The 23,839-nt window shown below is 35.5% G+C and carries 17 protein-coding genes and 1 tRNA gene; 14 read left to right on the top strand and 4 right to left on the bottom strand.

What is annotated here, in order from left to right; all coding sequences use genetic code 11:
• The first annotated feature begins 18 nt into the window (after positions 1-18).
• Both AB8B52_RS05880 and AB8B52_RS05875 read left to right on the top strand, forming a co-directional pair.
• Positions 19-1,254, top strand: coding sequence for a metallophosphoesterase (locus AB8B52_RS05880; RefSeq protein WP_406026154.1), 1,236 nt, complete (start codon positions 19-21; stop codon positions 1,252-1,254).
• 110 nt (positions 1,255-1,364) lie between these two features.
• Complete coding sequence (locus AB8B52_RS05875) at positions 1,365-1,661, top strand: thioredoxin family protein (protein ID WP_406026152.1); 297 nt, start codon at positions 1,365-1,367, stop codon at positions 1,659-1,661.
• A gap of 181 nt (positions 1,662-1,842) precedes the next feature.
• Here AB8B52_RS05875 and AB8B52_RS05870 read toward each other — a convergent pair whose 3' ends face one another.
• Together AB8B52_RS05870 and AB8B52_RS05865 are read right to left on the bottom strand one after the other, a co-directional pair.
• Positions 1,843-2,511, bottom strand: a complete 669-nt coding sequence (locus AB8B52_RS05870) for a polysaccharide deacetylase family protein (protein ID WP_406026150.1) — start codon at positions 2,509-2,511, stop codon at positions 1,843-1,845.
• Positions 2,512-2,517: 6 nt separating this feature from the next.
• Positions 2,518-5,916 (bottom strand): protein O-mannosyl-transferase family, encoded by a 3,399-nt coding sequence (locus tag AB8B52_RS05865; RefSeq protein WP_406026148.1) that lies wholly within the window; start codon positions 5,914-5,916, stop codon positions 2,518-2,520.
• Between the two features lie 151 nt (positions 5,917-6,067).
• Here AB8B52_RS05865 and AB8B52_RS05860 point away from each other — a divergent pair.
• Positions 6,068-6,144: transfer RNA gene (locus AB8B52_RS05860), tRNA-Gln, on the top strand.
• Positions 6,145-6,266: 122 nt separating this feature from the next.
• Here AB8B52_RS05860 and AB8B52_RS05855 read toward each other — a convergent pair.
• Positions 6,267-7,091, bottom strand: coding sequence for a universal stress protein (locus tag AB8B52_RS05855; protein WP_406026146.1), 825 nt, complete (start codon positions 7,089-7,091; stop codon positions 6,267-6,269).
• A gap of 153 nt (positions 7,092-7,244) precedes the next feature.
• Between AB8B52_RS05855 and rimP the strand changes: the two genes are divergently transcribed.
• The 3 genes from rimP to infB all read left to right on the top strand — a co-directional run bounded on the left by rimP (position 7,245) and on the right by infB (position 11,801).
• Positions 7,245-7,709, top strand: coding sequence for a ribosome assembly cofactor RimP (rimP, locus tag AB8B52_RS05850; RefSeq protein WP_406026144.1), 465 nt, complete (start codon positions 7,245-7,247; stop codon positions 7,707-7,709).
• A gap of 13 nt (positions 7,710-7,722) precedes the next feature.
• Positions 7,723-8,955, top strand: coding sequence for a transcription termination factor NusA (gene nusA / locus AB8B52_RS05845; RefSeq protein WP_406026142.1), 1,233 nt, complete (start codon positions 7,723-7,725; stop codon positions 8,953-8,955).
• A gap of 86 nt (positions 8,956-9,041) precedes the next feature.
• Entirely contained in the window at positions 9,042-11,801 is a 2,760-nt protein-coding gene (infB, locus tag AB8B52_RS05840; protein ID WP_406026140.1) for a translation initiation factor IF-2, read from the top strand.
• A 195-nt stretch (positions 11,802-11,996) separates the two neighbouring features.
• Here the strand turns inward: infB and AB8B52_RS05835 are convergent, their stop codons facing one another.
• A complete protein-coding gene (locus tag AB8B52_RS05835; RefSeq protein ID WP_406026138.1) occupies positions 11,997-12,398 on the bottom strand; it encodes an SPOR domain-containing protein in 402 nt (133 codons plus the stop codon).
• A 296-nt stretch (positions 12,399-12,694) separates the two neighbouring features.
• On the opposite strand from AB8B52_RS05835, the gene AB8B52_RS05830 reads away from it, so the two are divergent.
• The 8 genes from AB8B52_RS05830 to AB8B52_RS05795 all read left to right on the top strand — a co-directional run.
• Positions 12,695-13,993 (top strand): c-type cytochrome, encoded by a 1,299-nt coding sequence (locus AB8B52_RS05830; RefSeq protein WP_406026166.1) that lies wholly within the window; start codon positions 12,695-12,697, stop codon positions 13,991-13,993.
• An 89-nt stretch (positions 13,994-14,082) separates the two neighbouring features.
• On the top strand, positions 14,083-17,346 hold the full coding sequence (locus AB8B52_RS05825; protein WP_406026136.1) for a TAT-variant-translocated molybdopterin oxidoreductase: 3,264 nt from the start codon (positions 14,083-14,085) through the stop codon (positions 17,344-17,346).
• A gap of 28 nt (positions 17,347-17,374) precedes the next feature.
• On the top strand, positions 17,375-19,114 hold the full coding sequence (nrfD, locus tag AB8B52_RS05820) for an NrfD/PsrC family molybdoenzyme membrane anchor subunit (RefSeq protein WP_406026134.1): 1,740 nt from the start codon (positions 17,375-17,377) through the stop codon (positions 19,112-19,114).
• A gap of 8 nt (positions 19,115-19,122) precedes the next feature.
• The gene (locus tag AB8B52_RS05815; protein ID WP_406026132.1) at positions 19,123-19,662 is read left to right on the top strand and encodes a DUF3341 domain-containing protein; all 540 of its coding nucleotides are present in this window, start codon (positions 19,123-19,125) and stop codon (positions 19,660-19,662) included.
• On the top strand, positions 19,652-20,224 hold the full coding sequence (locus AB8B52_RS05810) for a c-type cytochrome (protein WP_406026164.1): 573 nt from the start codon (positions 19,652-19,654) through the stop codon (positions 20,222-20,224). Before AB8B52_RS05815 ends, AB8B52_RS05810 begins: the two co-directional genes overlap by 11 nt.
• A 21-nt stretch (positions 20,225-20,245) precedes the next feature.
• The gene (locus AB8B52_RS05805; protein ID WP_406026131.1) at positions 20,246-21,622 is read left to right on the top strand and encodes a quinol:cytochrome C oxidoreductase; all 1,377 of its coding nucleotides are present in this window, start codon (positions 20,246-20,248) and stop codon (positions 21,620-21,622) included.
• Positions 21,623-21,646: 24 nt separating this feature from the next.
• Positions 21,647-22,705 carry a cytochrome c oxidase subunit II gene (locus AB8B52_RS05800; RefSeq protein WP_406026129.1) on the top strand — a complete coding sequence of 353 codons (1,059 nt, stop codon included), beginning with the start codon at positions 21,647-21,649 and terminating at the stop codon, positions 22,703-22,705.
• A 32-nt stretch (positions 22,706-22,737) separates the two neighbouring features.
• Positions 22,738-23,839, top strand: a 1,102-nt coding sequence (locus tag AB8B52_RS05795) for a cbb3-type cytochrome c oxidase subunit I (RefSeq protein ID WP_406026127.1), incomplete at its 3' end; no start/stop codon positions are given.

Genomic DNA, 23,839 nt, shown 5'->3' with positions numbered 1-23,839 from the left:
GGCGCTTAAAACTTATATATGATTCGTTGGATAATTTTCATTTTGCTAATTGTAATTGCTGATTTTTATGCTTTTCAATCGTTACGAACGATCACAAAGAATAACTTATGGTACATGTTATATTGGGCCGTAACTATAGCTGTTATCGGTAATTTTGTGTATCAGTTTTATGGATTTAATCGTAGTGATGGTTTTTCGCATGGTAATTCTTATGCCATTGGCTTGTTAATTGCAATGTTGGTGCCTAAGTTGGTTTTAATAATAGCCATGTTTGGAGAAGATATTTTTAGATTGCCTCAGGCTGCCTATAGTTATTTCACTCAAAACAGTAACTTAGACGCTGATCATTTTCCGGCTCGAAGAAAATTTATAAGTCAAATAGCTCTAGGATTGGCAGCAATTCCATTAGTGTCAGTTTTATATGGCATTTATAAAGGGAAGTATAATTTTAAGGTCTTAAAATATACGCTTCATTTTGAAGACTTACCAGAAGCCTTTGACGGTTACAAACTCACACAGATAAGTGATGTCCATTCTGGCAGTTTTGATAATATTGAAAAAGTAGACTACGCAATCAATCTTATTAACGAACAACAATCTGATGTTATTTTATTTACAGGTGATATGGTAAATAATAAGGCGACTGAGATGGAGCTTTACATGGATATTTTTAAAAAATTAAAGGCCAAAGACGGGTTGTATTCTGTTTTAGGAAATCACGATTATGGTGATTATATCAACTGGAGTTCTAAAGAAGCGAAACAGCAAAATCTTGAAGATTTAAAAACGCTTCAAAAAGACATTGGTTTTGATTTATTGCTAAATGAAAATCGATTTATTGAAAAAAACGGAGAGCGTATTGCTTTAGTTGGAGTAGAGAATTGGGGCATAGGTGGTTTTAAACAAGCCGGAGATTTAAAAAAGGCATCAAGCAAGGTTGATAAAAACGATTTTAAAATTCTTTTAAGTCACGATCCAAGCCATTGGAATGAAGAAGTCATTAATGATGAGTACCATTATCATTTAACATTAAGTGGACATACTCATGGCATGCAATTTGGGATTGAAATACCAGGTTGGTTTAAATGGAGTCCTGTAAAATGGCGTTACAAACATTGGGCTGGTATCTATGAAGAATTAGGCCAATATATTAATGTGAATAGAGGGTTTGGCTATTTAGCGTTTCCAGGACGTGTTGGTATTTGGCCAGAAATCACTGTGATAGAGCTCAAAAAAGGTGTAAAAAGCGTTTAATTGTACAGAATTGCTTATTTTTAACTTGTGAGCACTTAATTTACAACGTTTTAATTATTGAAAACCTTGTCAATGGATAGTGTGTATTTGTTCTACTAAAACGATAGCATATGTCAAAATTTGGAGAATTAATCGATGTTGAAATTCCTGTACTTTTAGATTTCTATACCGATGGGAGTGATGAGTCAGTTGCCATGCATCCTATTATGAGAGATGTTGCCGCTGCATTAGGTGATAAAGCCAAGGTGATTAAAATTGATGTCGATAAAAATAAGGAATTGGCAGAAGCACTAAGAGTTAAAGGCTTGCCAACCTTAATCATCTACAAAAATGGCGAGATGAAATGGAGACATAGTGGAGAGCAAGATGCCGATACGTTGATTGGAATCATCCAAGAATATGTTTAACAAATGCATGAGTTTTTGTTCAACAAAGCATTAGCGAAGATTGAAAAGTAGTAATTTCATTCTTAAAAAAACAAAGCTTTAGTCTTCTTATAATTTGTTTGTAATAAGGTTTAGTTCCTATTGCTAGCAGGATGGAATTGTTTGAAGTACAGTTGTGATAACTTTAAAACATTCTGGTATACTACAAATTTTTAAAAGCAAACCCTTTCTCACTGTAATATTCCAAAACTTTAGGAAGCACATATTTTAAGTTTCGAGACGCTTTTAAACTATCATGAAATACAATAATACTGCCTTCCTTAGCCGCTGAGGTTACGTTTTTAAGGCATGTTGCTTCGGTTACAGAATTATCCCAATCGTAAGATAACACATCCCATAATACAATTTTATAACCTAAGTTTTGAAGTTGCTTACTCTGCTTGGTTTTAAACTTTCCATAAGGAGGCCTGAATAAACCTAAATCACAATCCTTAAATTCTAAATTCCAATGCTGATGATTTTGAGTTTTGGAATTTATCAAAGATTGCGTTTTCAAAACATCTTCAATATAATGTTTCGTCTTATGTTTCCAACCTTTTAAATGATTGTAAGTGTGGTTGCCAATAGAATGCTCTTCGGTTAAAATATTTTCGAAAATCTCAGGATGCTTTTCAATATTATTTCCAATACAAAAAAAGGTGGCTTTAGCGTTAAAGTCTTTTAATGTTGAAAGCACCCAATCGGTGATTTCAGGAGTGGGTCCATCATCAAAAGTGAGGTAAAGTACTTTGTCTTTGGTAGCGATATTCCAGATAAAATTTGGGAACAATGTTTTTACAAAGTCTGGCGTTTTAGCTGGAATGATTTTCATACTATTTTAGTTCTCAGGAGCCATACGTTCAATAGTATCTTTAATAGCATTCTGAATATCTACATCACTTGGCATTTCAGGTAATTCATCATCACTATAACGATTCATAAGCGCATCAAAAAGACTTAAATAACTATTAAAGGTTTTGGTTTCTTGCAATGCAAAATCCTCATCATTATAAATCACTAAAATATCAATCAAAGCACGGTAACGCTGAATATCTAAATAGATCTCTTCGCCGACGACTTGCTCTTGATCTTCGAGATCTAAACCACTGTAATACACTAAATTTTCTTGATATTTTTTAGCAACGTCCTTATAAAGTGCGCGTCCTTTTTCTACGTTTCCTATTTCATAATACGCGCTAACATAAGGCTCAAGAAGTGAATAAAAACCAAATTTATCTACAGGCATCTTCTCCATAGCGATATCTGCAATTTCTTCGGCCTTGTCTAGTTGCTCTTCATTAATGAGTTGTTCTATGAGTCGTGCTAAATTACCTCTGTACGTAATACCATTTCGTCTGGTTTCAATATCATAATAGAGATCTTCTCCACTGCCTCCCCATTCCCAGGTTTTCACCATATCGTACATGAGGTCTGGATCAACACGTCCCATATCGTAAGGATTAGCACGCTCAACAGGTGTTTTTATAGGAACTAGTTTATAACACATACCATCGAGTTGCAGATAATCTTTTAGCCATACATAATCTTCGGCTCCAAAAGCACCACCAGTAAAATAAATAGGTCGTTCCCAATTATTATTGGCAATAATATCGAGCATTAAAAGACGGTTTTTATAAAGATAGCTGCCACCAATTTCAGCATATAAGTTATCTACTATTTTATCGGCATCTTTTAGTTTTACAATTCCTTTTTTAAGTACCATATCTTTGTTCACAGGAATACTAATATGGCGTGTAGGGAAATAATTAGCATTCAACAAGTGTTTCGGATATTGATCAGGATCTTCTCCTTGCTTTTCAACCACAAAACTAAATTTAGTACTCGGTTTCTCACTAGAGATGAAATCCATAAAATCCTTGATAGGTATGGTGTCTTTTGTAATTTCTCTTCTAATAATCACATCTCTTGTACCACCACGATATTGCTTATGCGTCAATTGAGACGGAATAGGATCACTCTCATAAGCCTTCCGTTTCATTTGGTCGATGTACCAATCGGTTTGAAATAAACTGGTGTTTACCACACGCACATCAGTTCGCACTCCTTCAATTTCTTGTAAATACCAAAGTGGGAATGTATCGTTATCTCCAATGGTAAACAAAATGGCATTTGGTGCGCAAGACTCTAAATATTTACGAGCCATGGCATTAGTTGTGTATTTGCCAGAACGGTCATGATCGTCCCAATTATTAGCAGCTAATACACCTGGCACAATAATTAAACAAGCTAATGTAATTGCAGGCGCTAAAAAGGCGGTCTTTATGCTAGATTTTAGAAGATCGTAAATGGCGTAAACACCGAATCCAATAAAAATGGCAAATACATAAAATGAACCTACAACAGAATAATCGCGTTCTCTTGGTTCAAATGGTCTTACGTTGGTGTAAAATTGAATGGCCAAACCTGTAAGTAAGAAGAAGACGAGCAAGACCCAAAATCGTTTTAAATCAGAATACATCAAGAAAAAGAAGCCAACTAAGCCTAAAAGTAACGGCAGAAAATAATAAGTGTTTCTCGATTTGTTATCGAGAACGTCGGTAGGCAGATTGTCTTGTGATAAACCCAAGTGCACTTCGTCGATAAAATTAATCCCAGAAATCCAGTTACCATTTTTATGCGTGTATCTCCCTTGAATATCATCTTGTCTGCCAGTAAAATTCCACATAAAATAACGCCAATACATGTAGCCAAACTGATATTGAAACATGTACATTATGTTGTCCATAAAGGACGGCTTTTCAATCACTAAATATTGTTGACCATAGCGTTTTAAAAACTGATTGTAATCTTCGTAATCAATCTCACCAGCAGCCACACGTCTTTTAAAATCAAATACAAGTTCATCAAATTGTCGTTTTTCTCCAGAAGCATATTGGCTGGCCTGTTCTTCAGATAAACCAGCATTCATAGCCTCGTTATAAGCACGGTTTTGTAAGTTAGGATCTACCTTAAAATCAATTAATCCAGTAAACATCATATAATTTTCTGCATGTTCTGAACTCCACATTCTTGGTAAAATAGACGCATGCTCGTGGTTATAGTTTTGCTTACTTTTTTCCCACTCGTTTATAATGACGTATTCACCTTTTTCTTCATCTTTTTCAAAATTCTTTTTATCATCTACAAAAGGTTCGTTTTTATCTGCACCAGAGTAAACTTCTGTAAACTGCGGACCATAAAATAAATGGGTTTCTGGATATTGCTCTAAATTGTAATAAGCCAAAAGTTCTCTGGCATCCTCAGGATTATTTTCATTAATAACCACTTGTGCATTTGCACGAATAGGCAGCATCATCCAAGAAGAAAAGCCAATAAAAATAAACATTAAACATAATACTAAGGTATTTACATGTTTCAGTTCTTTTTTTCGAGTATAGTTTAATCCAAAATAAAACAAGCCAATGACCATTAATCCTGTAATAATGGTTCCGGAATTAAATGGTAAACCGAAGGAATTCACAAAAAAGACTTCTAAATAGCCAAAGAGTTTTAAGGTAGAAGGCAATAATAATTTAAATATGAAAAGTAAAATAGCAGTTGAAGCGATATTAGCAATAATAAAGTTCTTGACTGTGATCGTTTTGTAATTCTTAAAAAAGTAGAGCAATCCAATAGCCGGAATGGTTAATAATCCCATAAAGTGCACTCCAAAAGAGAGACCGATAACAAAAGCAATTAAAATAAGCCAACGGTTACCTCGTGGTTGATTCATATCTTGTTCCCAACGTAAGCCTAAATAAAATAAAACGGACATAATCAAGGTGGCCATGGCATACACCTCAGTTTCTACAGCATTAAACCAAAAAGAATCCGTGAATGTAAATGCTAAACTACCTACTAAAGCACTCCCTAAAATGGCATAGGCTTTGCCAGTGCTTTTGTCGTCATTATATTTTGTCAATTTCACCAATAAAATACTAATGGTCCAAAACATAAAAAGAATGGTAAATGCACTTGCAACACCACTCATCATATTCATTATGGCTCCAATCTGAGACGGCTCTAAGGCAAACATGGAGAAAAATGCTCCAAACATCTGAAATAATGGTGCTCCTGGCGGATGGCCTACTTGTAACTTTGAAGACGTTAAAATATATTCTCCAGCATCCCAAAAGCTTACGGTTGGTTCAATAGTAAGACCATATACGATTACTGCTACAGTAAAAACTAACCATCCTAAGATGTTGTTCCACTTTTTAAAGTTAAAATCTGTCATGAAAATGATGCTAATTAATGCTGGCGAATTTACTAATTATTATAGTAATCCCTACGTTTTTAAGTTAACGTTAAGTATTTTGAATTATTTTGCCCTTTTTTTTTGTCAAAGTGAAAGTTTGTATTAAATTTGCACCCTCAATTTGAGAGATTGGCCTATGGTGTAACTGGCTAACACATCTGTTTTTGGTACAGAAGAGTCTAGGTTCGAAACCTAGTAGGCCAACCAAAATTTAAATCCTAATTCAGTAATGAGTTAGGATTTTTTTATTTTTAAACAACCACAATAGCCCAAATGGGCACAGGTCTATTTTCTAAAAGCAAAGCGGTCTAATCTCTAGTCTCTCTCTTTTATATCTTAAAAGTAATTACAGGACGTTTCGCATGGTTTACCAAATCTTCACTAATACTACCATTAAAGAAATGTGCAATCCCTTGTCTGCCATGTGTACTGATACCTATAAGGTCAGCGTCTATGTCTTTAGAAACATTTAGAATACCTTGTTCTACACTCACATCATTGTGTATGGTAATGGTGTAATTTTGAAAAGTTTGTCCTGAAATAAAGTCATCAATTCTCGACTTTGCCTCGTAAGACGTCATAAAATTACTAGATGTAATAACTAAGAGTAAATGTATTTTAGAACCAAATGATTCTGCAAATTTCACCGCTTGTTTATACGTTTCTTTATTGTCATTTTTAAAATCAGAAGCAAATACAAAATCCGAAACACTAAAGCTTTCATGTTCGTTTTTAATTACTAATACTGGGACTTCAGAAGTACGTACTACTTTTTCAGCATTAGAACCAACAAACATTTCCATAATACCGTTAGCACCATGAGAACCCATAACAATTAAATCAATATTAAACTCTTTACAAGAATCTTTAATTTCATTGAAGGTAATATCTGCTTTTACGGTTTCATGTACTGTTATACCTTCTAAATACTCTTGGGCCATAAGATTTTCAAATCTTTTTTGCGCCAATTTCATAAAAAATAATGTTTCAGGAATATCACTCTCAGCAGAGCCTTGGTCGGTTTGTTGCATCGGAATTTCCATCATATGTAGTAAGTAGATTTCTGCTCCGTGTTTTTTGGCAATCATAGCAGCAACCTTTAAGGCGTTTTCTGCTTGTTCTGAAAAATCAGTAGGTACCAGTATTTTATTCATTTGTATTGATTTAAGTTAGTTCAATAAAGCTAAGAAAATTATTCCACATTATGAAGCTTGGATAAATTAATATAAATAACGTATATTTGCATCGTTGTTTACTAAAAATAAATGAGCGAGAGGACGAAAAGTCCTCTCTTTTTATATCAAATAATGTTTAAAAAAATAGTAGAAGACTTATTGCAAGGGGCGTTAGAAGAAAGACAAGATCTGTTCTTAATAGATTTTACACTATCTGGAGACAATGCTGTTAAGATTGTAATAGATGGCGACAATGGCGTTTTAGTAGAAGATTGCATGTTTATTAGTAGAGCAATTGAGCATCATATAGATAGAGACGAACATGATTTTTCTCTCGAGGTATTATCATCTGGAGCAACAACACCATTAATATTGCCAAGACAATACAAAAAACATGTTGGTAGAAATTTAGAAATCAAAACTTTAGATAGTCAAGATTTTGAAGGTGAACTTTCCCAAGTTAATGACGCAGATATCGTTTTAAGTTGGAAAGCAAGAGAACCAAAACCAGTAGGCAAAGGAAAAGTAACCGTAGCAAAAACAGCAACGGTTGCATTCGACAATATAAAAGAAGCAAAAGTTAAAATAAAATTTTAATTCATAATCAATTATGGAAAATGTAGCGTTAATTGAATCATTTTCAGAATTTAAGGACGACAAACTAATAGATAGAGTTACGCTAATGGCGATTCTTGAAGATGTATTACGTAATGCATTGAAGAAGAAGTATGGTGATGACGATAACTTTGATATTATTATCAACCCAGATAAAGGGGATTTAGAAATTTGGAGAAACCGTATCGTTGTTGCAGATGGTGAGGTGGAAGAACCAAATCAAGAAATTGAACTCTCTGAAGCTCAAAAAATAGAACCAGATTTTGAAGTTGGTGAAGACGTTGCAGAAGAAGTAAAGTTAATCGATTTGGGAAGACGTTCTATTTTAGCATTAAGACAAAACTTAATCTCTAAGATTCACGAGCACGATAATACAAATATCTATAAGCACTTTAAAGAGCTTGAAGGTGAAATTTATACTGCAGAAGTGCATCACATTCGTCACAGAGCAATAATTTTGTTAGATGACGATGGCAATGAAATTATACTTCCAAAGGATAAGCAAATTCCTTCAGATTTCTTCAGAAAAGGAGAAAACGTAAGAGGTATTATTGAAAGTGTAGAATTAAAAGGAAGCAAGCCAGCCATTGTAATGTCTAGAACATCACCAATGTTTTTAGAGAAATTATTTGAGCAGGAAATTCCAGAAGTTTTCGATGGTTTAATTACCGTTAAAAAAGTAGTGCGTATTCCAGGTGAAAAAGCAAAAGTAGCAGTAGATTCTTATGATGATAGAATTGATCCTGTTGGAGCTTGTGTTGGTATGAAAGGTTCAAGAATTCATGGTATTGTACGTGAGTTAGGGAATGAAAATATTGATGTCATCAATTACACAAACAATGTACAACTTTTTGTAACCAGAGCTTTAAGTCCGGCAAGAGTAACGTCTTTAAAATTAGACGAAGAAAACATGCGTGCTGAGGTGTTATTAAAACCAGAAGAAGTATCTAAAGCGATCGGTAGAGGTGGTCACAACATTCGTTTGGCTGGTCAACTTACTGGTTATGAGATTGATGTATTTAGAGAAGGTGCAGAAGAAGATGTAGAATTGAAGGAATTCTCAGATGAGATTGAATCTTGGGTAATTTCAGAATTTAGTAAAGCTGGTTTAGACACAGCAAAGAGTATTTTGGAACAAGACGTTAACGATTTAGTGAAGCGTACAGATTTAGAAGAAGAAACGATTTTAGACGTTATCAGAATTCTAAAAGAAGAATTTGAAGATTAAGTAGCGGTTAAATTTTAAGTGAATTTTATATTTCATTTTGAAGTTAAATCGGTATAACATATATTTAAGTATTTTACAGGCAGTTTATGGCTCAAATGACAAGATTAAATAAAGTATTAAGGGAATTAAACATCTCGATAGATCGTGCTGTGGATTTTTTAGAATCCAAAGGCGTTGAAATTGAGAAGAACCCTAATACTAAAATTTCGCAAGAGGTTTACAACACGCTTTCTGATGAATTTCAGACGGATGCATCGAAGCGTGAAAAAGCTCAAGAAGTAAGTGAAGCAAAACTTAAGGAAAAAGAAGAGCTTCGCGAACAAAGAGAACGCGAAATTGAAGAAAAGCAAAAGCAAAAAGCCGAAAGAGAGGCTGTTGTTAAGGCTAAAGCTGAGTTAAGCGGTCCAAAACAGATTGGTAAAATTGACTTAGATAAAAAACCGAATGCTGAAAAAGAGGAAGCTCCTAAAGCTCCCGAAGTGAAGGCAACTCCTAAAGCGGAAAAGCCAGAGGAAAAAGTAGAAAAGCCTAAAGCCGTAGCTAAAAAAGCCGAAACCACTGACAAACCTGAAAAAAAGGCTAAAGTTGTAGAGGTTGAAAAGGCTGAAAAAGTTGAAAAAGCTCCTGAGGTTAAAGTTGAAGAAGAGACTAAAAATGAAGAAACTGCTGAAACGTCAGATGAGCCAGTAGAAGAAACTTTAAAAACACAATATAAAAAACTTTCAGGCCCAACTACAACTGGTAAAAAGATAGATCTTTCACAATTCAATAAACCGAAAAAGAAAAGAGAAGTTAAACCTGCAAATGGAGGAGACGCTAATAAGCGTAAAAGACGTCGTATTAGCAAAGGTGGAAACGATTCTAAACCAGGTGATAGCAGAAGAGGTCCAGCAAGAGGACGACCAGGTGCTGCAAGACCTAAAGTGGTTAAGGAAGAGCCTACAGAAGAAGATGTTAAAAAACAAATTAGAGAGACCCTTGAGAAATTACAAGGTAAATCTAATAAAGGTAGAGGTGCAAAAAATAGAAGAGATAAAAGAGATAAGCACAGAGAGCAAACCGAAATTGATCAAGAAATTGCTGCAGCAGAAAGTAAGATTGTAAAAGTTACTGAGTTTGTAACGGTTAGTGAAATCGCAACGATGATGGAAGTTGGTGTAACGCAAGTTATTTCAGCATGTATGTCGCTTGGTATGATGGTAACTATGAACCAGAGATTAGATGCAGAAACGTTAACTATTGTTGCTGAAGAATTTGGTTACGATGTAGAGTTTATCACTGCAGATATCGAAGAGTCTATTGAAGATGTTATCGACGATCCTAAAGATTTAAAACCTCGTGCACCTATTGTTACAGTGATGGGTCACGTTGATCATGGTAAAACATCGCTTTTAGATTACATACGTGAAGAAAATGTAATTGCTGGTGAATCTGGTGGAATTACACAGCACATTGGTGCTTATGGTGTAGAGTTAGAAAGTGGGCAGAAAATCGCCTTCTTAGATACACCTGGTCACGAAGCCTTTACAGCGATGCGTGCACGTGGTGCTCAGGTTACTGATATTGCTATTATTGTTGTAGCAGCGGATGATGCCATAATGCCTCAAACAAAAGAAGCCATTTCTCATGCACAAGCGGCTGGTGTACCAATCGTTTTTGCAATAAATAAAATTGATAAGCCAGATGCAAATCCTGAAAAAGTAAAAGAAGGCTTAGCACAAATGAACCTTTTAGTAGAAGATTGGGGTGGAAAAATTCAATCTCATGATATCTCTGCTAAAATGGGAACAGGCGTAAAAGAATTACTCGAAAAAGTTTTACTTGAAGCTGAATTGTTAGAGCTAAAAGCCAATCCAAATAAAGCAGCTAGTGGAACTGTTGTAGAAGCATACTTAGACAAAGGTCGAGGCTATGTATCAACAATTTTAGTACAGGCTGGTACCTTAAAAGTGGGTGACTATGTTTTAGCAGGAAAAAATAGTGGTAAAGTAAAGGCTATGCAAGATGAGCGAGGACAAGATGTGAATGAAGCAGGTCCTGCGACACCAGTATCTATTCTTGGTTTAGATGGAGCACCACAGGCAGGTGATAAATTTAATGTCTTTGCTGATGAACGTGAAGCGAAACAAATTGCAACCAAACGTACACAATTACAACGTGAGCAGTCTGTTAGAACACAACGTCATATCACTTTAGATGAAATCGGACGACGTATTGCACTTGGTGATTTCCAAGAGTTGAATATTATTCTTAAAGGTGATGTGGATGGATCTGTTGAAGCTTTAACCGATTCCTTCCAGAAATTATCTACTGAAGAAATTCAAGTGAATATCATACACAAAGGTGTTGGTGCCATTACAGAAAGTGATGTATTGTTAGCAACCGCCTCTGATGCTATTATTGTTGGATTTAATGTACGTCCTGTCGGAAATGCTAGAATGATCGCTGATAAAGAAGAAATCGATATCAGAACCTATTCTATTATTTATGCAGCCATTAACGATCTTAAGGATGCTATGGAAGGTATGTTATCTCCAGAGGTGAAAGAAGAAGTTACAGGTACTGCCGAAATTAGAGAAATATTTAAAGTCTCTAAAGTAGGTAATATTGCAGGTTGTATGGTAATGAACGGTAAAATCTTTAGGAATTCTAATATTAGAATCATTAGAGACGGAGTCGTTGTACATACAGGTTCATTAGATGCCTTAAAACGATTTAAGGATGATGTGAGAGAAGTGGCTAAAGGTTACGACTGTGGTATGCAAATTAAAAACTACAATGACATTGTTATTGGCGATGTTATAGAAGCTTTCCAAGAGGTAGAAGTGAAGAAAAAGTTGAAATAACGAATTTCATACATTTTATAAATAGAAAAACCGACAATTTGGCTACTAAGCGTAGTCAAATCATGTCGGTTTTTTTTATGAGATCACTGTAATTTTTACAGTGCTTGTATTTTTCCTGAAAAGTATAACGAGCGAAATGCATCGATATAGAATACTTGGTGCTTTTCTAAAGTCTGGTATGAGACAGAATAACGCCTAATTATTGTCGGTCTTAGGTTGAAAAATAATAGCATTCATATACTTCTTTTTAATCTTCGCCCAAGCACGATCTGCTTCTAATCGCGTCGCAAAATTACCGACCCAAACTTTATAATTTGGTGTGTTCCAGATAATTTCAACTGGCCATTCACTATAAGAATTTAAGAAGTTAGATTTTTCGCGTTGTGCTTTATCAGGATCGACACTCTGATACACCTGAATTCTATAAATTTTCGAAGTTTTAATGTCTTTTTTATATTCAATCAACTTGTCAATATCACTATCCTGATTGACATTAACTGTTCCTTGTTGCGCTTCCATGGTGGTTGTTAAAACAAAGCTTAAAACAAAGAGAAGTAGATATTTAAAGAGAAGTAGATATTTATATTGTGTGAGCATAAGATTATTTTTTTAACAAAGGTATTATATTCAGATAAACGATGTTACATAAATTTTAGTGTCTTGATTAATTAGGCGATATTTTCATTTAATGAGATACAAAAAAAGGAACGAATATTCCCATATAATCAGGTAAAAAAGTTTATTTAGAATTGGTATAAATTATATATTAAGGCTTAGCTAAGATTTCTAAAATCGACTTTATATCTTATTTTTGCCAGAGTTTTTACAACGACTTTTTTATGGTTTTAATGAAAAAACCGTACCAAAGTTTAGAAGATAATTCAACTTATTATATGAAACAGGTGATTTACTGTAGTTTAACCACAAAAACGTTCCGTTTTTGTTTAGTTCTATTACTTGCGTTTTCAACTTCGCTAGTGGCTCAAGAGGGTGATCCAATTAATGGAAAATCACTTTTTAACGCTAATTGTGCAGCATGTCATAAATTAGATAAGAAAATGACTGGGCCAGCATTGCGTAATGTTGAAACAAGACTAGCTGAAGCTGAAGGTTTAGACAGAGAGTGGCTTAACAAATGGATTCGTAATAGTGCTGGATTGATAAAATCTGGTGACGCATACGCCAACAAAATTTACAACGAATATAACGGAGCTGCAATGAATGCGTTTCCGCAGTTAACAGATCAAAATATTTCTGATATTTTGGCTTATACTGCTGCGCCACCGCCACCGCCAGTTGTAGTGGACGTTATTGAAGGTGGAGGAGGTTCTGGTGAGCAGAGTGGTATTTCAAATGATATCATTTTAGGTGCCTTAGGTTTGTTATTCGGATTGTTAGCGATGGCTTTAGTTTTAGTAAAGCGCACGTTAGATCGTTTTGCAGATGCCAAGGGTGTTGCTGTTGTTGCTGAAGAAAAAAGAACTCCAATATGGAAAGCCTTTATTCAAAATCAATTTTTAGTCTTGGTAACCGTAGTGATATTTTTATTGTCTAGTGCGTATTTTGTATATGGTTACTTTATGCAGGTAGGTATGGATCAAGGTTACGAGCCAGTTCAGCCTATACACTATTCACATAGAATTCACGCAGGTGACAATGGTATTGATTGTAAGTATTGTCACTCATCAGCAAGAGTAAGTAAGCATTCAGGTATCCCATCTTTAAATATTTGTATGAATTGTCATAAAGCAATTGGTGCCGTTGCAGATGAAACACAGCAAGAAGGTATCAATGAATATGGTGTAGATTATAATGCAGAAATCCAAAGGTTATACAAAGCTGTTGGTTGGGATGATGAAGAACAGAAATACACAGGTAACACGAGTCCTGTGAAGTGGATACGTATTCATAATTTGCCTGATTTTGCATATTTTAATCACTCGCAACACGTTGCTGTAGGTGGTATTGAGTGCCAAACATGTCACGGTCCTGTTGAAGAGATGGAAATTATGTATCAGCATTCTCCATTAACAATGGGCTGGTGTATCAATTGTCACAGAGAGACCAACGTAAAAGTGAAGGATAATGACTATTACACTAAAATTCACGAAGAGCTATCTAAAAAGTATGGTGTCGAGCAATTGACTGCTGCGCAAATGGGTGGTTTAGAATGTGGTAAGTGTCATTACTAAAAATTGAATAAATTTAAAGAATTACAATAGACGAATTGCGGTAGAATTACCAATCGTAAATCTGAAATTAAAAATTATAAATAAACACTATGTCATCAAACAAGAAATACTGGAAAAGTGTTGAAGAGCTAAACGAAAATAGCTCTATTGTTGAGGCGCTACAACAAAATGAGTTTGTGGAACCAATTCCTACAGATGAATTTTTGGGAGATAAAGAGACTTTAGAGTCGTCGTCTACATCGCGTCGTGATTTCTTAAAGTACGTTGGTTTTAGTACAGCAGCTGCTTCGTTGGCGGCATGTGAAGGGCCAGTGATTAAGTCTATACCTTATGTGGTTCAGCCGACGGAAATTATTCCTGGTGTTGCAAATTATTATGCCACGACTATTGCAAATGGTTTTGATTTTGCTAGCGTTCTTGTAAAGACAAGAGAAGGTCGTCCTATCAAAATAGAGAATAATACAGATGCAGGTACTAATGGTGTTGCAAACGCTAGAGTTAATGCTTCGGTTTTAGGATTGTATGATAGTTTAAGAGTGAAGTCTCCAATGAAAGGCGAAACGTCAATTTCATGGGATACATTTATGTCTGAAACAACCTCAAAATTGAATGGACTTAATGGTAAATCAATTGTGTTATTAACGCAGTCAATGCCAAGTCCATCTACTAATAAATTAATTTCAGAATTTGCTTCTAAATATGGTAATGTACGTCATGTTGTTTATGATGCAGTGTCAGAAACGGAAACCTTAGACGCCTACGAAGCAAAGTACGGTGTTAGAGGAATGGCTAATTACGATTTTTCTAAAGCTATGACGATTGTTTCTATCGGAGCTGATTTCTTAGGAGATTGGCAAGGTGGAGGTTTCGATTCTGGTTATGCTAAAAAGCGTATTCCTGAAAATGGTAAAATGTCAAGACATATTCAGTTTGAATCTAATATGTCGTTAGCCGGAGCCAATGCTGATAAGCGTGTGCCATTAACACCTAGTCAACAAAAATTAGCTTTAGCACAATTATATAGTGAAGTTACGGGTAACTCTGCTGGTGGTGTAAAACTTCCAGAAGGTTTAAATTCAGCAGTGAAAGCAGCAGCATCTGAATTGAAGAAAGCAGGACGAAATGGTGTTGTGGTTTCTGGTATTCAAGATGTGAATGCACAAACCGTGGTTTTAGAAATCAATACCTATTTAAACAGTAGAGCTTTTGATCCTAAGACAACGATTAAAACAAGACAAGGTGATGCGAAAGCAGTAGCACAATTACTTGCTGATATGAAAGCCGGTAAAGTTGGAGCACTTCTTATGAATGGTGTGAATCCAATGTATACATTGCCGAATGCTTCAGATTTTGAAGAAGGTTTAGGTAAAGTAGATTTATCTGTGGCTTTTTCAATGAAACAAGATGAAACGTCAACAAAGTGTCAGTATATAGCAGCTGCACCACATAATTTAGAATCTTGGGGTGATTTCGAATTTAAGACTGGTCATTATTCAATGATGCAGCCTACAATTCGTCCGTTGTTTGATACAAAGCAGTTTCAAGAAGTTTTAATGGCTTGGACTGAAACTTCGGGTTCTTACAGAGATTATTTGAAGTCCGTTTGGACAACAAGTGTTTTAGACGGAGCGTCCTTTAATAAGGCGGTTCAAGATGGTGTTTTTGTAAAGAAACAATGGTTAGAAGGTTTTTCTAATGGTTACGATTCAAATACAGTTACAACTACAGAATTAAAAGATAAAAAAGAAAGAACACTTTTAGGTGGTATCATTCATGATGTTGCTGTAGGTGCTAAATTAAAAAAAGAAGATCAGGACGAATACCAAACGACGTCTACAACAACAACGACAAAGGTTGCTGATGGTAGTGGTGCTGGTATGGTTTCAGCCTTATCAGGTGGTTCTGCAGCGAGAGCTTTGGCCAAAACAACCGTAACGGATGGTCTTGAGTTATCATTTTATACTAAAATAGGTATGGGTGATGGACAACAAGCCAATAACCCATGGTTGCAAGAATTTCCAGATCCTATTACGCGAACAACTTGGGATAATTATTTGACAGTTTCTCAGGCGGATGCCAATAACTTAAACCTAAAGAATTGGAATGTAGCTAATGGTGGTCTAAACGGTAATTATGCTAAAGTATCTGTGAATGGCTCAGAGCCAATTACAGTTCCTGTGATTATTCAGCCAGGTCAAGCAAAAGGTTCTGTTGGTATGGCGTTTGGTTATGGTAGAACATCTAATGCTTTAAAAGATGAAATGAAAACTGGTGTTAATGCCTATGCTTTATACCAGAATTTCAAATCAGTACAAAATGTAACGATTAGTGAGGCTGCTGGTGAGCATGAATTTGCTTGTGTGCAGTTGCATAATACCTTAATGGGTCGTGGTGATATTATTAAAGAAACGACTTTAGAGATTTTTAATACAAAAGATAAGAGCGTTTGGAATAAAGTTCCTGAGGTCTCTTTGAATCATATAGAAACTCCAGTAACATCTCCAGATGTTGATTTATGGGATTCGTTTGACCGTTCAATTGGTCATCACTTTAATTTATCGATAGATCTAAACGCTTGTACAGGTTGTGGCGCATGTGTTATTGCATGTCATGCAGAAAACAACGTACCAGTTGTTGGTAAAACAGAGATGAGACGTAGTAGAGATATGCACTGGTTGCGTATTGATAGATACTACTCTTCAGAAGATACTTTTACAAATGATATTGAAAAGAAAGAGAATATTTCTGGTCTTGGAAGTTCATTGAGTGAATTTGGCGAGATGGAAGCACCTGCTGATAATCCACAGGTCGTATTTCAGCCTGTAATGTGTCAGCATTGTAATCATGCACCTTGTGAAACAGTTTGTCCTGTAGCAGCTACAGTACACAGTCGTCAAGGTCAAAATCATATGGCTTATAACCGTTGTGTAGGTACAAGATATTGTGCTAACAACTGTCCTTATAAAGTACGTCGTTTTAATTGGTTCTTATATAATAAGAATGATGAATTCGATTATTACATGAATGACGATTTAGGTCGTATGGTATTAAATCCAGATGTTACTGTACGTTCTCGTGGTGTGATGGAAAAATGTTCTATGTGTATTCAGAAAACACAAAAAACAATTCTTGATGCAAAACGTGAAGGACGTGTAGTTGAAGATGGTGAATTCCAAACCGCATGTTCAGCAGCCTGCGGAAATGGCGCAATGATGTTCGGTGATATTAATGATAAGGAGAGTAAAATAGCGGCTCTAAAAGCAGATGATAGGATGTACCATATGTTAGAATATGTAGGCACAAAGCCTAATGTAATCTATCATACAAAGGTGAGAAATACATCGAAAGCATAAATTAAATTAAAGAAACAAGTATATAATTATGGCGTCTCATTACGAAGCACCTATTAGAAGACCTTTAGTAACTGGAGAAAAATCGTATCACGATGTTACAGTTGACGTAGCCCGACCAGTGGAAGGCAAAGCCAACAGAGCATGGTGGATTGTATTCAGTATCGCTTTAGTCGCATTCCTTTGGGGAATAGGTTGTATTATTTACACAGTATCTACAGGTATTGGAGTTTGGGGTCTGAATAAGACTGTAAACTGGGCTTGGGATATCACTAACTTTGTTTGGTGGGTTGGTATTGGTCATGCAGGAACATTAATTTCTGCAGTACTATTAAAAAAAAAAAAAAAATGGAGAATGGCAATTAACCGTTCAGCGGAAGCTATGACCATCTTCTCAGTAGTGCAAGCAGGTTTATTTCCAATTATTCACATGGGTCGTCCATGGTTGGCCTATTGGGTATTACCAATTCCGAATCAATTTGGTTCGTTATGGGTAAACTTTAATTCGCCATTGCTTTGGGATGTATTTGCAATTTCAACGTATTTATCTGTGTCATTGGTATTCTGGTGGACAGGTTTATTACCAGATTTTGCGATGTTGAGAGACAGAGCTGTGCGTCCATTCCAAAAGAAAATTTACGCTTTAGTAAGTTTTGGTTGGTCGGGTAGAGCAAAAGATTGGCAGCGTTTTGAAGAAGTATCATTGGTACTTGCTGGTTTAGCAACACCTTTAGTACTTTCAGTACATACGATTGTATCTTTTGATTTTGCGACGTCGGTAATTCCAGGTTGGCACACAACAATTTTCCCACCTTATTTCGTGGCAGGTGCAATTTTCTCAGGTTTTGCCATGGTAAATACGCTGCTTATCATAATGAGGAAAGTATGTAGTCTTGAAGATTATATTACGGTTCAGCATATTGAATTGATGAATATTGTAATCATGCTTACAGGTTCTATTGTAGGTGTGGCTTATATCACGGAGTTATTTATTGCGTGGTATTCGGGTGTAGAGTACGAACAATTTGCCTTTTTAAACAGAGCTACTGGTCCTTACTGGTGGGCGTATTGGGCAATGATGTCTTGTAATGTATTCTCTCCGCAGTTTATGTGGTTCAAGAAATTAAGAACGAGTATTATGTTCTCATTCTTTATCTCTATTGTAGTAAATATCGGAATGTGGTTTGAGCGTTTTGTAATTATCGTAACCTCATTACACAGAGATTATTTACCATCATCATGGTCTATGTTCTCACCAACATTTGTAGATATCGGAATTTTTATAGGAACTATAGGCTTCTTCTTCGTACTATTTTTATTGTACTCACGTACATTCCCAGTAATAGCACAAGCAGAGGTGAAAACAATTTTAAAGTCATCTGGTGAACGTTACAAGCGCATTAGAGAAAGTGGTGAAAGTTTATCTGGTACAGGATCGGATGCTAGAACGTCTAATACCATTGTGAATGACGTTGTAGAGACGAAGTCTGAAACAATTACAGTAGATAATTCAACGAAAGTCAATGATCTTTTAGGATCTATTGGTGCTTTTGATGCAGAAGCTGGTACAGCCGATGATTTAAAGCAAGTTAATGGTATTGGTCCTAAAATGGAGGAAGTTTTAAATAGTATTGGTATTTATACATTCCTTCAGGTAAGTAAGATGACGAAAAAAGAATATGACTTGTTAGATTCAATTACAGGTTCTTTCCCAGGAAGAGCTGAGCGCGATGATTGGTCAGGACAAGCTAAAAATTTATTAAACAACTAATATAGTCTATGGAAGCTTCAAAAGTAATTCATGCTATTTATACTGATGATGATGTATTGTTGTCTGCCGTTAAAAAGGTGAAGGCTGAAAAACATCACATTGAGGAAATATATACTCCTTTTCCGGTTCATGGACTAGACAAGGTAATGGGATTAGCTCCAACGCGTTTAGCAATAACAGCTTTTTTATATGGTTGTGTCGGTATAACAGTAGCAACTGTGATGATGAACTATATAATGATTGAAGATTGGCCTCAAGATATAGGAGGAAAGCCAAGTTTTAGTTATTTAGAAAATATGCCCGCGTTTGTGCCAATTATGTTTGAACTTACGGTATTTTTTGCAGCGCATTTAATGGTAATTACATTTTATTTAAGAAGTAGAATGTGGCCATTTAAAGAGGCGGAGAATCCAGATCCAAGAACAACAGATGACCATTTTTTAATGGAGATTGCTGTGAATAATAATGAAGAATCTTTAACAAAGCTTTTGAAAGATACAGGTGCTGTTGAGATTAATATTGTTGATAAACATGAAGATGCACATTAATATGAAGACGTCATTAAGAGATAGCTTAGTTATAGCGGTATTAGTTAGTATTGTGTCTTGTCAGGATAACTCAAGACCAAACTTTCAATATTTCCCGAATATGTATGAATCAATTGGTTACGAAGCGTACCAAGAGTCAGACGCATTTGATAACGGTATTGAGGCGCAGCTTCCGGCAGAAGGAACAATTCCAAGAGGTGATTTTATGCCTTATGAAATTGAGGATACCAACGATGGTTACGCATTAGCAAAGGCAAGTTTAAAAAGTCCTTTAGATGCTATGCAAGTTGACTATAATGAAGGTAAAATTTTATACGATGTGTATTGCGGTATTTGCCATGGGACAAAAGGTGCTGGGCAAGGTAAGTTAGTAAAACGCGAGAAAATTTTAGGTGTACCTAGTTATGCTGATGTAGGCAGAGCAATCACTACAGGAAGTATTTATCACGTGATTTATTACGGTAAAAATACGATGGGTTCATATGCCAATCAATTGAATGAGCAGGAGCGTTGGCAAGTAGTTGCTTATGTTGAGAAGTTGAAAGCAGATTTAGAAAAATAAGATTTAGATAAAGATTATATAATGGAATATAAAATTTCAAATCGATTAAAAATGGGTGCTATCATCTTAATAGTCTTAGGACTTTTAGGTGTTGGTTACGGTTTTTGGAGCGCGTATCAAGTAACTGAAGATAATATTACGGAAATACTTGCTAGCGAACATCACGAAGGCGACGCTCATTCTGATGAACATTCGGAAGATGCTGCATCTTACGGTGCTCATGCTGATGGTGCTCATGCTGATGGTGAACATGCCGATGAAGCCCATGGTGCTGCGCATGTGGATGACCATGAAATGAGTCATGAGGAGCATGCCCTTCATCAAATACATAATAGACCATATGCGGCTTTATACGTAGCTGCGTTCTTTTTCTTTATGATTGCATTAGGTGTTTTAGCGTTTTACGCGATTCAATATGCAGCTCAAGCAGGATGGTCTCCAGTATTGTACAGAGTTATGGAAGGTATTACATCATACGTTTTACCTGGTGGAATCCTTGTGTTGTTAGTGGCTGCTTTTGCAGGTAAACATATTTTTATATGGATGGATCCAGATGTGGTTGCGCACGATACTATTATTCAGAATAAAGAAAGCTGGCTAAACAAGCCTTGGTTTTTCATTCGTGGTGTCATATTCTTAGCAGGTTGGTCATTATATCGTTATTTTTCAAGAAAATTTTCTTTAGCTCAGGATAATGCAGATGTTAACGACAATCGTTATTTCAAAAAGAACTTCAGGATTTCAGCGGCATTCTTAGTGTTTTATATTTACACAGAATCTATGATGTCTTGGGATTGGATTATGAGTGTAGATCCGCACTGGTTCAGTACATTATTTGGATGGTATGTTTTTGCAAGTATGTTTGTAAGTGGTATTACAGTAATTGCGTTAATTACTATTTATTTAAAATCGAAAGGGCTGCTAGAATTTGTAAATGACAGTCATATTCATGATTTAGCTAAATTCATGTTCGGTATCAGTATTTTCTGGACGTATTTATGGTTCTCGCAATTCATGTTAATTTGGTATTCAAACATACCAGAAGAGGTGACCTATTTTGTGACCAGAATAGAACTATATAATCTGCCATTCTTTGGTATGGTAGCCATGAATTTTTTATTCCCATTATTACTTTTAATGAATAGTGATTACAAGCGTATTCCTTGGTTTGTAGTTATGGCAGGTGTGGTTATTTTATGTGGACACTACTTAGATGTGTTTAATATGATTATGCCTGCAACAGTAGTAGAACGATGGTTTATTGGAATACCAGAAATTGGATCCATACTATTGTTCGGTGGTATCTTTATTCTAGTTGTTTTTAGAGCGTTAGGAAAAGCACCATTACTAGCAAAAGGAAACCCATTTATTAAGGAGAGTGAAAATTTCCATTATTAATTATAAATTAGAAAAGAAACGATAATGACTGCTTTATTAACGATTATAATTGTACTCTTTGTTGCTGTTGCCTTATGGCAAATGGTAAAGATTTTTGATTTAGCTCAAGTTGGCACGTCTAATACGCAAGTTGCAGATGATAATGACAATAGAGTTAATGGATATTTGATGTTAGGATTCTTAGTATTTATTTACGCTATTACTATTATAAGTTTTGTGTATTTAGGTGATTTACCTTTGACCTCAAATTCAGCTTCAGAGCATGGTCCTAGAATAGATAACCTTATGATTATTTCTATGGTTGTGATATTCATTGTTCAAACCATTACTCAATTCCTATTGCATTATTTTGCATTTAAATACAAAGGTGAGAAAGGGAGAAAGGCATTTTTCTACGCTGATAATAATACTCTCGAATTTATTTGGACGGTTATACCTGTAATTGTATTAGCTGGTTTAATTATTTACGGATTATTCACTTGGAACGATATTATGAATATCGATGAAGATGAAGACCCTATGGTAATTGAATTATACGCTCAGCAATTTAACTGGAAAGCGCGTTATAGTGGTGAAGATAATGTACTCGGTCAAGCAAACGTGAGGTTGATAGATATCGACAAAGCAAATATACTTGGTGTAGCAGAGGATGATCCTAATGCAAAAGATGATATTATTGTTACTGAATTACGTTTACCTGTAGGAAGACCTGTTTTATTTAAAATGCGATCTCAAGATGTGTTGCACTCTGCGTATATGCCGCATTTTAGAGCGCAAATGAATTGTGTGCCTGGTATGGTAACACAGTTTGGGTTTACACCAACGGTAACGACTGCAGAAATGCGTCTAAATCCAGATATTGTTGAAAAAGTAAAAAACATCAATATTTTAAGGCAAGAACGAAAAGAAGAAATTGAAGAAGCAGGTCAAGATTTATTATATGAATTTGATTACTTATTACTTTGTAACAAAATTTGTGGTAAATCGCACTACAATATGCAGATGAAAATTATTGTAGAAACTCAAGAAGACTACGATGCTTGGATCAAAGAGCAGGCGACTTTCGGGAGTTCACTGAATTAGAAAAAAATTGTTTAAGAAAAAGAAATAATATTATGTCAGGAGTTGTAGATACACACAGTCATGAAGTTCATGATGACCACGACGTTCATCATCACAAAGAAACATTTGTAACCAAATACATTTTTAGCCAAGATCATAAGATGATTGCTAAACAGTATTTAATTACAGGTGTAATGGTCATGGGTATTATTGGGATTTTAATGTCCTTGATGATGCGTATGCAAATTGCTTGGCCAGAAAAGCCGAATGTAATTTTTGAAGCATTATTAGGAAAATGGGCACCAGATGGTGTTATGGATGCTGATATTTATTTGGCCTTAGTAACCATCCATGGAACATTAATGGTATTCTTTGTTTTAACTGCTGGTCTTAGTGGTACGTTTAGTAACCTTTTAATTCCATTACAAATTGGAGCACGTGATATGGCTTCAGGATTCCTAAACATGGTATCCTATTGGTTATTTTTTATATCGTGTGTGGTGATGATATCTTCATTTTTTGTTGAGTTTGGTCCTGCAGCAGCAGGTTGGACGATATATCCACCACTATCAGCACTACCCATGGCTCAAGGTGGTTCTGGTTTAGGGATGACCTTATGGTTAGTCTCAATGGCTATTTTTATAGCATCGTCCTTACTAGGGTCGTTAAACTATGTGGTTACAGTGATTAATTTACGTACAAAAGGGATGTCTATGACAAGATTGCCACTTACGATTTGGGCGTTCTTTGTAACAGCAATCATTGGTGTGATTTCATTCCCAGTATTATTGTCAGCAGCGTTGTTATTAATAATGGATAGAAGTTTTGGAACATCATTCTTTCTGTCGGATATATTTATACAAGGAGAAGTGTTGCACTATCAAGGTGGATCTCCAGTATTATTTGAGCACTTATTTTGGTTTCTAGGTCATCCAGAAGTATATATTATTATATTACCAGCAATGGGAATTGTATCTGAGATATTAGCGGCCAACTCCAGAAAACCCGTTTTTGGATATCGTGCAATGATAGCTTCAATTTTAGCAATAGCATTTTTATCAACTATAGTTTGGGGTCACCATATGTTTATATCAGGAATGAACCCATTTCTAGGGTCTGTATTTACATTTACAACCTTATTAATAGCCATCCCTT

The sequence above is a fragment of the Winogradskyella sp. genome (assembly GCF_045105575.1).
Taxonomy (GTDB): Bacteria; Bacteroidota; Bacteroidia; order Flavobacteriales; family Flavobacteriaceae; genus Winogradskyella.
The sequence above is the reverse complement of the archived record's forward strand: the minus strand, read 5'-3'. Positions and strand labels throughout refer to the sequence as shown.